This is a genomic window from Actinomycetota bacterium (assembly GCA_004297305.1).
Classification (GTDB): Bacteria; Actinomycetota; Actinomycetes; order S36-B12; family FW305-bin1; genus FW305-bin1.
The window spans coordinates 47906-60956 of sequence record SCTR01000010.1; the positions used below are offsets into that span (position 1 = coordinate 47906).

11 protein-coding genes are annotated in these 13051 nt (G+C 71.3%); 4 read left to right on the plus strand and 7 right to left on the minus strand.

Annotation, left to right across the window (positions count from 1 at the left end; all coding sequences use genetic code 11):
• Positions 1 to 11: 11 nt before the first annotated feature.
• From EPO13_10010 to rsmI, 3 genes are all read right to left on the minus strand, one after another.
• Positions 12 to 845, minus strand: a complete 834-nt coding sequence (locus EPO13_10010) for a TatD family deoxyribonuclease (GenBank protein ID TAK68693.1) — start codon at positions 843 to 845, stop codon at positions 12 to 14.
• A gap of 95 nt (positions 846 to 940) precedes the next feature.
• The gene (locus tag EPO13_10015; protein ID TAK68445.1) at positions 941 to 2731 is read right to left on the minus strand and encodes a methionine--tRNA ligase; all 1791 of its coding nucleotides are present in this window, start codon (positions 2729 to 2731) and stop codon (positions 941 to 943) included.
• A 9-nt stretch (positions 2732 to 2740) separates the two neighbouring features.
• Complete coding sequence (gene rsmI / locus EPO13_10020) at positions 2741 to 3613, minus strand: 16S rRNA (cytidine(1402)-2'-O)-methyltransferase (protein TAK68446.1); 873 nt, start codon at positions 3611 to 3613, stop codon at positions 2741 to 2743.
• Between the two features lie 32 nt (positions 3614 to 3645).
• Between rsmI and EPO13_10025 the strand changes: the two genes are divergently transcribed.
• Genes EPO13_10025 through EPO13_10035 form a run of 3 tightly spaced genes read left to right on the plus strand, consistent with a single transcriptional unit; the run spans position 3646 to position 7872 of the window.
• Positions 3646 to 5247, plus strand: a complete 1602-nt coding sequence (locus tag EPO13_10025; protein ID TAK68447.1) for a phospholipid carrier-dependent glycosyltransferase — start codon at positions 3646 to 3648, stop codon at positions 5245 to 5247.
• A 43-nt stretch (positions 5248 to 5290) separates the two neighbouring features.
• Positions 5291 to 5800 carry a copper resistance protein CopC gene (locus tag EPO13_10030; protein TAK68448.1) on the plus strand — a complete coding sequence of 170 codons (510 nt, stop codon included), beginning with the start codon at positions 5291 to 5293 and terminating at the stop codon, positions 5798 to 5800.
• Complete coding sequence (locus EPO13_10035) at positions 5797 to 7872, plus strand: copper resistance protein CopD (protein ID TAK68449.1); 2076 nt, start codon at positions 5797 to 5799, stop codon at positions 7870 to 7872. The genes EPO13_10030 and EPO13_10035 overlap by 4 nt, the downstream gene beginning before the upstream one ends.
• 135 nt (positions 7873 to 8007) lie before the next feature.
• Here EPO13_10035 and EPO13_10040 read toward each other — a convergent pair whose 3' ends face one another.
• From EPO13_10040 to EPO13_10050, 3 genes are all read right to left on the minus strand, one after another.
• A complete protein-coding gene (locus EPO13_10040) occupies positions 8008 to 9216 on the minus strand; it encodes an epoxide hydrolase (GenBank protein TAK68450.1) in 1209 nt (402 codons plus the stop codon).
• The gene (locus EPO13_10045) at positions 9213 to 9698 is read right to left on the minus strand and encodes a hypothetical protein (GenBank protein ID TAK68451.1); all 486 of its coding nucleotides are present in this window, start codon (positions 9696 to 9698) and stop codon (positions 9213 to 9215) included. Before EPO13_10045 ends, EPO13_10040 begins: the two co-directional genes overlap by 4 nt.
• Positions 9699 to 9924: 226 nt before the next feature.
• Positions 9925 to 11406, minus strand: coding sequence for a TetR family transcriptional regulator (locus tag EPO13_10050; GenBank protein ID TAK68694.1), 1482 nt, complete (start codon positions 11404 to 11406; stop codon positions 9925 to 9927).
• Between EPO13_10050 and EPO13_10055 the strand changes: the two genes are divergently transcribed.
• Positions 10490 to 12436, plus strand: coding sequence for a hypothetical protein (locus EPO13_10055; protein ID TAK68452.1), 1947 nt, complete (start codon positions 10490 to 10492; stop codon positions 12434 to 12436). The two genes, EPO13_10050 and EPO13_10055, sit on opposite strands and share 917 nt — an antisense overlap.
• A gap of 58 nt (positions 12437 to 12494) precedes the next feature.
• Here EPO13_10055 and EPO13_10060 read toward each other — a convergent pair whose 3' ends face one another.
• Positions 12495 to 12890: a cupin domain-containing protein gene (locus tag EPO13_10060; GenBank protein ID TAK68453.1), complete on the minus strand. Its 396-nt coding sequence runs from the start codon at positions 12888 to 12890 to the stop codon at positions 12495 to 12497.
• Positions 12891 to 13051 lie beyond the last annotated feature (161 nt).

Genomic DNA, 13051 nt, shown 5'->3' on the forward strand with positions numbered 1-13051 from the left:
CCGGTGCATCCTCACCACGGCCCGAAGACCCGTTGGGCGTTGTCCCACAACGCAGTCGCCATGTCCTCTTCCGACAGGCCGCGGACGGTGGCCATGGTGCGCACGGTGAGCGGGACCAGGTACGAGGCGTTGGGTTTGCCGCGGAACGGCGTCGGGGTGAGGAACGGTGCGTCGGTCTCGACCAGGACCCGATCCAGCGGTACGGCGGCCAGCGCGTCACGCAGACCCTGGGCGTTCTTGAAGGTCACCACGCCCGCGAACGACAGGTACCACCCATTGTCCGCGACGATCCGGGCCAGCTCCGCGTCCCCGCTGAAGCAGTGGAACACCACCGTCGGTGGCGCCGCGGCGTCGCCCAGCACCCGCAGGATCTCCGCGTGGGCATCCCGGTCGTGGACGACCAGCGGCTTGCCGACCGAGCGGGCCAACTCCGCATGGGCCCGTAGCGATTCCTCCTGAGCCGCCAGGCCCTCCGGCGGGGTGCGGTAGAGGTCCAGACCGGTCTCGCCGACCGCCGCGACCTGCGGCAGCGCAGCGAGTGCGGCGATCTGCTGCAACGCGGCATCGAGTTGCCCGTCGGCCACCAACCCGGGCGTTTCGTTGGGGTGCAAGGCGACCGCGGCACGGACCGCCGGGTGATCGGCCGCCACCTGCGCCGACCACCGCGAACTGGCCACGTCGCATCCGACCTGTACCACCCGCGTGACCCCGACCGCGGCTGCGGCCGCCAGCGCGTCGGGCACCGGCAACCAGTCCTCACCGACGCGGATGTCCAAGTGGCAGTGGGTATCCACCACGGGCCGGCGCAATGGTTCCGGCGGCGCCGGGCGCACCTGGTCCCGCAGGACCGCTGACCGCTGCCCAGCCGGCTGCTGCGCTGCCGGCTCGTGCACCGCCGGCTGCTGTGCTGCCCGTGGGGCAGCGCGGCCGGCGTGCTCGGTCACGCGCGGCTCTCCAGCCGGGCGAGCTCGTCGTCGACGATGTCGGGGTCCAGCTTGCGGAAGACCAGGCTCGGCGCCGCCAATGGAGTGCCGGCCGTCAGCGGCCTGGACGCCCACGTGGCGCCGGTGGCGTAGTCGCCGGTGATGACCGGGTAGCCCGGGCCGCCGTCGAGGTCGTCCACCTCGACGATCTGCGGCGCAGCGGAAAAGACCCCGTCGCCACCGAGTTGTTCGTGCACTGCCTGCGCCGCCTTGGGCAGGAACGGCGCCAGCAGGGTGTTGCAGTCGCTGACCGCCTGCAGCGCCACGTGCAGCACCGTCGCCATACGCTGCGGATCGGCTGCCTTCAACCGCCACGGCGCCTGGTCCGACAGATACTTGTTGGCCTCCCCCACTACCCGCATCGCCTCGTTGATCGCGGCCTTCTGCCGCGCCTTGGCGATCAGCTCGCCGACGGTGCCGAACGCGGCGCGGGTCGTGTGCAGCAGCCCGTGGTCGGCGTCGGTCAGCTCCCCGGCCGCCGGGATGGCCCCGATGTTCTTGGCCGCCATGGACAACGAGCGGTTGACCAGATTCCCCCAGCCGGCCACCAGTTCGTCGTTGTTGCGGCGGACGAACTCCGCCCAGGTGAAATCGGTGTCCTGACTCTCGGGGCCGGCCACGGCGATGAAGTAGCGCAGCGCGTCGGCGTCGTAGCGGGACAGGAAGTCCCGCACGTAGATGACGACGCCACGCGACGACGAGAACTTCCGGCCTTCCATGGTGAGGAACTCGCTGGAGACGACCTCGGTGGGCAGGCTGAGCGTGCCGAGGCTGCCGGGATCGCCGCCTCGCGCGCCGCTTCCGTTGTAGCCCAGCAGGATCGACGGCCAGATCACCGAATGGAAGACGATGTTGTCCTTGCCCATGAAGTAGTACGCGCCACCCGCGGGGTCCTGCCACCAGCGTCGCCAGGCGTCCGGGTCGCCGCTGCGCCTGGCCCATTCCACCGACGCCGACAGATACCCGATGACGGCGTCGAACCACACGTAGATCCGCTTGTCCGGCCGATCCTGCCAGCCCTCCAGCGGGACCGGGACGCCCCAGTCCAGGTCGCGGGTGATCGCGCGCGGCTGCAGGTCGTCCAGCAGGTTCATCGAGAACTTGAGCACGTTGGGACGCCAGTCCTGCCGCGACTGCAGCCACGAACCGAGCGCCTCGGAGAAGGCCGGCAGGTCGAGGAAGAAGTGCTCGGCCTCCACGAACGCCGGCACTTCACCGTTGATCCGGCTGCGCGGATTGATCAGATCGGTCGGGTCGAGCTGATTGCCGCAGTTGTCACACTGGTCGCCGCGGGCGCCGTCGTACCCGCAGATCGGGCACGTGCCTTCGATGTAGCGGTCCGGCAGGGTCCGTCCGGTGGACGGCGAGATCGCGCCGAGCGTGGTGCGCGGGACGACATATCCGTTGCGGTGCAAGGTACGGAACATCTCCTGCACCACTGCCCGGTGGTTCACCGTCGACGTCCGGGTGAACAGGTCGTACGACAGCCCGAGGCCCTGCAGGTCCTCGACGATCACCCGGTTGTAGCGGTCGACCAGCTCCCGGGCGGTGACGCCCTCGGCGTCGGCCTGCACCTGGATCGGGGTGCCGTGCTCGTCGGTACCGCTGACCATGAGCACGTCGTGTCCGACCATCCGCTGGTAGCGGCTGAACACGTCCGACGGCACGCCGAAACCGGACACGTGGCCGATGTGCCGCGGGCCGTTGGCATACGGCCATGCGACAGCGGTGAGAACCGGGGCGGGCATGCGGTGATCCTACGGTCGGCCGGGTTCCGGTTCTCGCGCATGCTTGGCGGCCACCACCGCGTCGAAGACCTGCCGCTTGGGTACGCCGGTTTCCGCCGCGACGGCCGCGGTCGCGGCCTTCCGGTCCTCCCCGGCCGCCACGCGCTCCTCGACGGCCGCGGCGAGCTCTGCCGGCGTGCGGGAGGCAGCGTCGGACGACGCCCCGGCGACCACGACGGTGATCTCACCGCGTACGCCGGTCGCCGCCCAGGCCGCGAGCTCGCCGAGCGGGCCGCGTCGTACCTCTTCGTAGGTCTTGGTCAGTTCGCGACAGACCGCGGCGGACCGATCCGCGCCGAGCACCGCGGCGGCGTCACCGAGCATCGCGGCCAGCCGATGCGGGGCCTCGAAGTACACGACCGTGCGCCGCTCAGTGACCAGTTCGGCCAGCCGGGCGCGCCGCGGCCCGCTGGTGCGTGGCAGGAATCCTTCGAAGCAGAAGCGGTCGGTCGGCAGGCCGGACACGGCCAAGGCGGTCAGGACCGCGGACGGCCCGGGCACCGCGGTCACCCGTACACCGGCGGCGATGCACGCGGTCACCAGCCGGTATCCCGGGTCGGACACGCCCGGCGTGCCGGCGTCGCTGACCAGCAGCACCGTGGCTCCGGCGGCGGCCTGCGCCACCAGCCCGGCGGTCCGCTCTCGTTCCACCGCGTCGTAGAACGACACGACCCGGCCGCCGACACTCACCCCGAGCGCATCGGCGAGCCGGCGCAGCCGCCGGGTGTCTTCGGCCGCGACGACGTCGGCCGTCCGCAGCAGCGTGACCAGTCGGGCCGGCGCGTCCGCAGGGTCGCCGATGGGCGTCGCGGCGAGCACGACAACCCCGGTCACGCCGGCCATCTTCGCGCGCCCGCCCCACCTACCATGTGCCGGTGTCCGCCGCGCCCGACGTCGCCGTCCCGGTGCCGGTGCCCGCCACGTCGGCCGCCCCGCAGCGCACGTTGGCCACCATCCGGGCCCGGCTGGTGCCCCCGATGCCGTCGCGGTGGTGGATCGGCTGGCTCGGGCCGCTGGTCGTCACGCTGATCGGGGGCATCCTGCGGTGGGTCGATCTCGGCCGACCGCACGCCCTGGTTTTCGACGAGACCTACTACGCCAAGGACGCGCTGTCGTTGCTGCGCTTCGGCTACGAGCGCAACCTCGTCGACGGCGCCAACGACATCCTGCTGGGCAGCAACGGCAACATCGCCTCGCTGGACATCTTCCAGACCACGCCCGAGTACGTCGTCCATCCGCCGCTGGGCAAGTGGACGATCGCGGTGGGCGAGTGGCTGTTCGGAGCGACCCCGTTCGGTTGGCGATGGGCTGTCGCGGTGCTCGGCACGCTGACGGTCCTGATGACGGCGCGGATCGTCCGGCGGCTGACCCGGTCGGACCTGCTCGGCACCGTCGCCGGGTTGCTGCTGGCCGTCGAGGGCCTGTCGATCGTGATGAGCCGCACCGCAATCCTGGACATGGTCCTGACGTTCTGGGTGCTCGCCGCCTTCGGCTGCCTGCTGCTGGACCGCGACCGTACCCGGTCCCGGCTGGCGGATCTGGTCGAACGTCGCGGGGCCGCCATCGGTGCCGGCCTCGGACCGCACCTGGGCTGGCGGCCGTGGCGCATCGCCGCGGGAGCGTGCCTGGGCGCGGCCTGCGCCGTGAAATGGAGCGGGCTGTGGTTCCTCGCGGCGTTCGCCCTGCTGAGCCTGTGTTGGGACATCGGTTCCCGTAAGGCGGTCGGCGTACGGAATCCCTGGTGGGCCACCGCGTTACGCGACGTCGTGCCGGCGGCGGTGTCGTTCGTGGCGGTCGCGGTCGCGGTGTATCTGGTGTCGTGGACGGGGTGGTTCCTGTCCGATGACGCCTACAGCCGGCAGTGGGGGGACGACTCGTCGGTCATCCCGGCCGCCTTGCGCTCGCTGTGGCACTACCACGCCGAGGCGTGGCGCTTCCACACCACGTTGAGCTCGGCCCACTCGTACCAGTCCAGCGCGTTCAGCTGGCCGTTCCAGAGCCGGCCGACGTCGTTCTACTACGAAGGCTTCGACCGCGGACAGGGCGGCTGCACCGACGACAAGTGCTCCGCGGAGGTCCTTGCCCTGGGGAACCCGGTCATCTGGTGGGCGGGCCTGCTAGCCCTGCTGCACCAGGTCTGGCGCTGGTTCGCGCACCGGGACTGGCGCTCCGGCGCGATCGTGCTGGCCGTCCTCGCCGGCTGGGTGCCGTGGCTCATCTTTCCCGACCGGACGATCTTCACGTTCTACGCGGTCGTCTACGTCCCGTTCGTCGTGGCCGCCCTGACCATGTCGCTCGGCTCGGTGCTGGGCCGGGCCGACGGCACGCCGCGGCGGCGGACCTGGGGTGCGCTCGTGGCCGGGATCGTGGTGCTGGCCGCGGTCGCTGCCGGCTGGTGGTTCTATCCGATCTGGACCGGCGAGCTGCTGCCCTACGCGCAGTGGAACCTGCGGATGTGGCTGCCCACCTGGGTCTGACCGGCGACCAGGGCGTACGGCGGGCCGACGTACCCTGGCCGGCATGCGGGCAACGGTGGTCGGTGGCGTCGCGCTGGCCGGCGTGACAGGCCTGCTGACGGTGCTCGCCGCGGCACCGGCGGCGGCCCATACCCAGCTGCTCGATTCCCGGCCCGGCGACGGCGCCGTCCTCGCCACCGCGCCGGAAACGCTGACCCTCTCCTTCACCGACAGACTCATCGCGGAAGGCAGTTCGCTGGTGGCCGCCGGGCCGACCGGGGCGGTCCCGGTGACGGCGGTCGGCGTCACCGACCACGACCTCACCGCGCAGTGGCCGGCGACGGCCGGGACGGGCACCTTCCAGATCACCTACCGGGTGGTGTCGGCCGACGGGCATCCGGTGACCGGGGCCATCAGCTTCACGGTGGGAGGCCCGTCGGATCCGGGCGGCACGCTGCGCGCGGACACCGGCGGGGTCGTCGTCACGGTGGCCGCGGTCGTGGTGGCGGTCGCCGTCGTCGTGGCGCTGCTGTGGACCCGGCGCCGTACTGCGAGCCGGCCGGACCGCCCGTGACCAGCGCGAGTTCCGGAGCGACCGCAAACTCCGGCCAGAGCGGGACGGTGCCACGGGACGGAACTCCCGCCTCGGGGGGAACGCCCCCGTCGGGAGCGCGGCTCGCGCTCGGCCTGGGCGCGGTCGCGCTGCTGGCCCTGGTCGCGGCGCTGCTGGTCGGCGGCGGTCGCTACACCCCATTACCGGGCGGACTGCCGGACGCCGGCGCGGCGGTCGGCTGGGCGCTGCCGGTGGTCGACGCGATCGCACTGCTGGCGGCGGTGCTCTGCGTCGGCTGGTTGGTGTCGGCCGCGGTCCTGACCCCGCAGGGCCGGCACGGCGTGGTTTCCCCGCAGGGGCGCGCCGACCTGGTGCGCGCGGCGGTGGCCGCCGGCGTCTGGGCACTGGCCGCGGTGATCAGCATCCCGCTCACCCTCGCCGACGCCCTCGGCGTCGGGTTGTCCGACGCGTTGGCGCGCGACACCTTCGCCACCTACGGCTGGTCGGTGACCGAGAACGTCGCCAGCGCCGCCGGAGCCGTCATCGCGCTGATCGTCCTCGTCGGCGCGGTCACCACGTCGACGGTCGGCCTGGCCGGTGTCTGGGCGGTGTTGGCGCTCCTCGGTGTGGCCGGGACGGGCCTGGCCGGTCACGCCGCCAGCTACGGGTCGCACGACCTGGCGCTGACGTCCGGGGTGGTCCACGCCGCGGCCGCGGCCGTGTGGGTCGGGGGGCTCGCGGCGATGCTGCTGCACGGGTGGCGAGGCGATCCGGGCCTGCCCGCGTCGGTACGCCGCTTCGGCCGGCTCGCCACCGGGTGCGTGCTGGCCCTGGCACTGAGCGGGCTCGGGAACGCCTGGACCCGGCTGGACGATCCCGGTCAACTGCTGAGCACCGGCTACGGCCGGCTGGTCGTGGTGAAGACGGCCCTGCTGCTCTGTCTCGTCCTGGTGGCAGCCACGGTACGAACCCGGATCGCCCCGACGCTGGCGACGGGCGCCCCACGGCGCGACTTCCTGCGCTGGGCGACGTTGGAGATCGTCCTGCTGGCGACGGCGGTCGGCGTCGGTGAAGCGTTGACCCGCACTGCTTTCCCCCGGATCGAGGAGCCGCTGGCCACACCGGCGGAGAACCTTCTCGGCTTCGCCATGCCCGGCCCGCCGACCATCGGGTCGGTGACACTGGGCTGGTCGCCGCAGGTCCTCTGGCTGGCCGTGGCCGCGGTGTTGCTGGCCGGGTACGGCTGGGGCTGGCTGCGGCTGCGGCTGCGTGGCGACCACTGGCCGGTCGGCCGGCTGGTCTCGTGGCTGCTGGGGGCGGGCCTGCTGCTGTGGGCCACCAACTCTGGGCTGGCGACGTACGCCGAGGTGTCGCTCGGCTACCACATGTTGCAGCACATGGTGCTGTCGATGGCCGTCCCGATCCTGCTGGTCCTGGCTGCGCCGATCTCTCTGGCGCTGCGCGCGATAGCGCCCTCACCGGAGGGTGATCGCGGTCCCCGGGAGTGGATCGTGTGGGCGGTGCACACTCCGGTGGCCAAGGCGCTGGCGCATCCGGTGGTGGCGCTGTTGCTGTTCACCGCCGGCCTGTACGCGCTGTATTTCTCGCCGCTGTTCGCCCAGCTGATGCAGGGCCATGTCACCCACGTCCTCATGCAGGGCCATTTCCTGCTGGTGGGCCTGCTGTTCTACTGGATCGTCCTCGGCGTGGACCCCGGGCCCCGGGATATCCCTTACTGGGGCAGGCTGATCCTGGTCCTGGTGGCGATGGTGTTCCACGGGTTCTTCGCCATCGCGATCATGATGTCCAGTACCCCGCTGGGCGATACCTGGTTCGCCCAGGTACGGCCGGACTGGCTCGTCGATCCGTTGGCCGACACGTACCTCGGCGGCGGGATCGCGTGGGGTTTCGGCGAGATTCCCACCATGATCGTGCTGGTGACGATCGCCGTGCAGTGGGCTCGCAGCGAGGAACGACTGGCACGACGGCTGGATCGGGCGGCCGACCGGGACGGGGACGCGGAGTTGGCGGCGTACAACGAACGGCTGGCGCGCCTGGGGGCCCGCCACCAGCGGGCGCTCGACGAGCGCTGACGAACTGCGCCGACCGGGCCGGTCGGTTGCCGGCAGGTGTCGTCGGCAGCAGGCCCGGGCGGTGGCCGGGGTCGCGACGGACCCCCGTACCGCCGCGGCCGCGGCCGCCGACGTACGTACCGGAGGCTACCTTCCTTACCGGCCGGGGTCACCTGATCGCCGCGGTTCGTTCCCTGGAATGCCCGATCGCACGAGTCGGAAGAACGCGCGGACCTCCGCGACGAACAGGTCCGGCTCCTCCATCGCGGCGAAATGACCGCCGCGGTCCAGCTGCGACCACCGCACGATGTTGGCGGTGCGCTCGGCCACCCGCCGCAGCGGCTGTACGACATCGGCCGGGAAGACCGCGACACCGGTGGGGACGGTCGTCGGCGGATGGGCCCGGAACCCGCCCGCACCGCGCACCTCGTGGTAGAGCCGCGCCGACGACGCGACCGTCCCGGTCAGCCAGTAGAGCATCACGTTGGTCAGCATGAGGTCCCGGTCGACGGCCTCCTCCGGGACTTCGGCGGCGTCGGTCCACTCGCGGAACTGGTCGACGATCCACGCCAACTGGCCCACCGGGGAATCGGCCAGGCCGTAGGCCAGCGTCTGCGGCCGGGTCGCCTGCACCTTGAGGTAGCCGGACAGCTCCCGGCGGAAGTGGGCAGCACGCTGCATCGCCGCGCGTTCGGCCGGCGTCGGGACCTCCCCGGGCTCCAGCGGCCCGGTGGCCAGCATGTTGACGTGGACGCCGACGACGTGACCGGGGTCGGTGAGACCGAGTTCCCAGGAGATCCACGATCCCCAGTCGCCACCCTGCGCGCCGTACGCCGGATAGCCGAGCCGCTGCATCAGGACGGCCCACGCCGCGGCGATTCGCCGTACGTCCCAGCCGATCTCGTGAGTCGGACCGGATAGGCCGTAGCCCGGGATCGACGGGATCACCAGGTGGAACGCGTCGCGCGGGTCGCCACCGTGGGCGCGGGGATCTCGCAACGGTTCGACGACGTCGAGGAACTCCACGACGGAGCCGGGCCACCCGTGGGTCAGGATCAACGGCAGCGCATCCGGTTCCGGCGAGCGGTGATGCAGGAAATGAACCCGCGCGCCGTCGATCGTCGTCGTGTGCTGGCCGAGTTCGTTGAGGCGTGACTCGAACCGGCGCCAGTCGTATCCGTCGCGCCAGTAGTCGGCCAGCTCGCGCAAGTAGGCACCCGGGACGCCGTAGCGCCATCCGACGCCGGGGATCTCGTCGGGCCAGCGCGTGGCGGCGATGCGGGCGCGCAGCTCGGCCAGTTCCGCCTCGGGGACCTCGAGGCGGAACGGCTCGATCCCGGACGTCCCGCGGGCAGGTTCGGTCACCTCGGCTGGGTGTACCACTCCGGCAGCAACTCCGGCATCTTCGCCTGTGGCATGTCGACGATTTCGACGAATCCGAACGAGAACTCGTGGAAGGCCGCTCGTACCGTCGCGATGTCGTCGGTCTCGTCGTCGGCACCCCGCAGCAGGGCCCAGTCCGACCCGGCGATCTCGGCGGACCGCCGGCCGAGGTGATCCACCCAGTAGCCGAGGTGGTGGAAACGCGGACGGTCGCCGGCCTCGAGCAGGGTCCCCGGGGCGCCTTCGAACAACTCGATGGCCGGCGCCGGACCGGACGAGTAGGCAACCCGCTGCGTCACGGTGGTGACGACGCCGTCCAGGTCCGGGAACCGGAAGCTCGCGTTCACGATCGGCCGCCACTGCACGCCGAGCGCCGTGGTGAGTTCGGCCATCGACTCCTCCAACGACGGCACGCTGAAACCGACGTGGTACGGGCCGTAGGCCCGGGCATCATGCTCGCTCACTGGTCTCCCTCAATAGATTTGCGCGGCTGTACGTCCGTGCCACCGGCACGACCCCGGTCGTCCGTGTCACCGGCACGACCCCAGTCGTGTGCGCCATCGGGACGAGCCCCCGGGACCGGCCCGCCGATGTCATGTCACGGCGGGAAGGACGCTGTCAAGCCGGGCGCTCGGCGTTGCCGCCTACCCGCGACCGACCCGGGCGCCGCGGGCCCGACCGCTGCGGGGGTCAGGAGCTACGCCGCAGTACCCGCTGCCGCGGCGGATCGGGTAGCGGCGGATGGCTGCCGGCACGAAATGCCTGCAGCATCAGGGCAACCAGTCGGCCCGAAGCGGCGGCAGCGTCATCCGGCGCTGCCCTGTCGACCACGGCGGCATTGCTGACCAGCAGCAGTTCGAGGTCCTGCAGCACGAAGTCGCGTCGCAGCGATCCGTCGGCCTGCGCCCTGCCGACGAGCTGCAGGAACGCCTCGGTCGATCGGGACCGGGCCTCGTCCAGTCCGCTCGCGTGTTCGAAGGACATCCGGAATACGTCGCGCAACCCGCGATCATCGCGCTGCATCTGACAGACCAGGCTGATGTACGAGGCAAGTCCCTGCCAGGGATCCGGCTCGGCCGCAGCGGCTTGCGCGGCATCGGCCATGGCCGCGATCGCCGGTTCGTAGCAGGCGGCGACCAGATCGGCCCGGGTGGGAAACCGCCGGTAGAGCGTCCCGATCCCGACACCGGCACGCGCCGCGAGGTCCTCCAGGGAGATCTGTACGCCACGGTCGCGGAAGTCCGCTCGGGCGATCGTGAGAATGCGGTCACGATTGGCGAGCGCCTCTGGCCGCATCCGGCACCTTCCGGGACGTGGGCGGGCCCCAGGTCTTGACACCGGGGCCGGCAGGGCGGACACAATACCAACCAGTCGCCGGAGGCTGCCTCCGCCGACCGGGGGGACGTCAACCGTTCCCGACCTCGCCGAGTCCGGGACCTGCCTGCGAGGAGGACCCGTGGCCACCCTCACGTCCACGCCCGGCGTCGCGACGACCCCGCGACGGCTCGTCCTGCCTGACGCGATCCCGTCGGACGAGGTACGGCGGTGGCGCGCCGCGGTCACGGTCGCTGCCGACACCGGCGCGGGATTTCGTCCCGTGGCCGGTGGGCCGGCCGAACCGGACCTGCGCGGCCTGCTGGCGCTGGGAGCGCCGTTCGGCACAGTGGCTGGACATCCGCTCGCGCTGGATGCGGTGCGGCAGTTACTGATCCGGCCATCGAGCTGGGACGGCGGACACGGCGGCCACGACGACCTGCGGCTGGCCGAGCTGTGCGCGTTCACCGCCACGCGTTCCGACGCCGACCAGGCCTTCTGGAGCCTGCAGGCCGCGACCAATCCGGCACCGTGGACGCAGTGCACCACCGTCGTCGTCCACTGGGCCCTGACCGACCTGGACCTCGACGCCGGCGCGGTCGAGATCGTCGGCGACACCGATTCGGGGCCCGACGCGCCACCGGCAGACAAGCAACCCACCGAGCGGCTACGCGTGGCCGCCGGTTCGATGATCGCGCTCGACGGCCGACTGTGGCACCGGATCGGCGCCGGCATGCCCACCGATGCGGTCCTCAGCGCCTGGTACACCGCGCCGTACCTGCGAGCCGCGGTGAACTGGAACACCGTCATTCCCGAGGTCGTCGCGCGGACGATCGATCCCGACGTGCTGCGGCTCATCGGGTATGTCTACGGGAACTCCGGCGACATGGTCGTCGTACCGCACCGCTCGCCGGCGTTGCGCGCGCTCGGCCAGACACCTGCCGGTAGCGAGGTGTCGGGGGCCGAAACTGGCCGAAACGCAGTCGCCGGTGCGTCCGACGACTCTGGCATGCCCGATCGCGGCACCGTCACCGTCGGAATTGCGGCCGCCGATGATGCGTCGGATCGCGCTGCTGCCGTGCCGTTCCGGCGTCGCCGGATCGACCACGTCGACACGGCGACGGCAGTAGGACAGTTCGAGGCCGAGGGCTGGTGCGCGGTTCCCGGCGCCTTGTCGGCCGAGGACGTCCGTCGCTGTCGACAGGCACTGGACCGAGCAATCGGACAGCAGGAACGAGAAGGCGCGGACAGCCACTGGCGGTTGGATCCGAACGAGGCCAATGTCCGCGTCGCCTATCTGCTGAACTGGGACTCGTGCTTCCGGGAACTGGTCCTGCACCCTCTCGCCGCGGTCTTCGCTGGTCTGCTCGGTGAGGGCTTCGTCCTGATGAGCAGCGCGTCGAACACCGCACGGCCCGGGGCCGGTTCCATGTCGCTGCATTGCGACCAGGTCTCCACGGCGACTCCGTGGGACACCATGGTGACGATGAACGTCGCCTGGCTGCTGGACGACACGTACGCCGACAACGGCGCGACGCGGATCATCCCGGGCAGTCACCGCTGGCGCTCCGCCGAGGTGGCGGATGTCGCCGAACGCTTCTCCTACGACGACCTGCTGCCGCTCGAGGGACCGGCCGGCACGATGCTCGCCTGGGACGGCCGGCTGTGGCACACCGCCGGCAAGAACGTCACTGCCGGACGACCCGACGAGAGCGAGCGCGCCGTCGTCCTGAACTACTACGGCGCCCGGTCCATGCGCAGTGCAGTCAACTGGAACTCCGTGCTGCTGCCCGAGGTGCAGCCGGTGGTCGACGACGAACTGGCCGAGCTCCTCGGGTTCCGCTGGGGCACAGCAGGTCCGCTTCGGCGCGCGCCGCGCAGACCATAGCGATAACCCATCCGGGGGGTCTGTGCCGACCGACCATAGGTCGTCGTGCGGAGCTCAGCTAGGCGCCGTACTCCTCATCGGCGACCTGGCCGAACCAGACGACGACCTGGCCGCTTTCGTCGGCCTCCTGCATGGCGACGTGCGCCATGAAGCGATCCGGTGTCGCGCCATGCCAATGCTCCTCACCGGGCTCGATGTACACGACGTCCCCAGGGCGAATCTGCTGGACGCCGCCACCTCGGGTACCGACCAGGCCGATCCCGTCGGTGACGTACAAGGTCTGACCCTTGGGGTGCAGATGCCAGGCGGTGCGTGAGCCGGGTGCGAACCGGACATGGGCACAACCGATCGCCGACTGCTCGTCCGGGGTACGAATGCTGTCGATCTGCACGGTGCCGGTGAACTGCGACGATGCGCCGGGCGCTGTCCGGCCGCCGCTGACGGTGAATTTCATGGCTACCAGCCTTCCACTGTGCTCGCTTTGTCAGACAGGGCGCGTGTTACGGTGCTGCCGATCGTGAACCGTCGATGGGAGGTGAGACCCATGAACGCAGCCGTTGGTGGGCGCTCCCCGCACCCCACGATCGCGCGACTGCACTAGTCGCCGAGGGAGCG

What these genes read in the sequence shown, in the direction of transcription:
- EPO13_10015 (TAK68445.1), bottom strand. Translation starts at nt 2,731, where the DNA reads ATGCCCGCCCCGGTTCTCACCGCTGTCGCATGGCCGTATGCCAACGGC.
- rsmI (TAK68446.1), bottom strand. Translation starts at nt 3,613, where the DNA reads ATGGCCGGCGTGACCGGGGTTGTCGTGCTCGCCGCGACGCCCATCGGC.
- EPO13_10030 (TAK68448.1), top strand. Translation starts at nt 5,291, where the DNA reads ATGCGGGCAACGGTGGTCGGTGGCGTCGCGCTGGCCGGCGTGACAGGC.
- EPO13_10050 (TAK68694.1), bottom strand. Translation starts at nt 11,406, where the DNA reads ATGAGCCGCAGCACGTCGGGATCGATCGTCCGCGCGACGACCTCGGGA.
- EPO13_10060 (TAK68453.1), bottom strand. Translation starts at nt 12,890, where the DNA reads ATGAAATTCACCGTCAGCGGCGGCCGGACAGCGCCCGGCGCATCGTCG.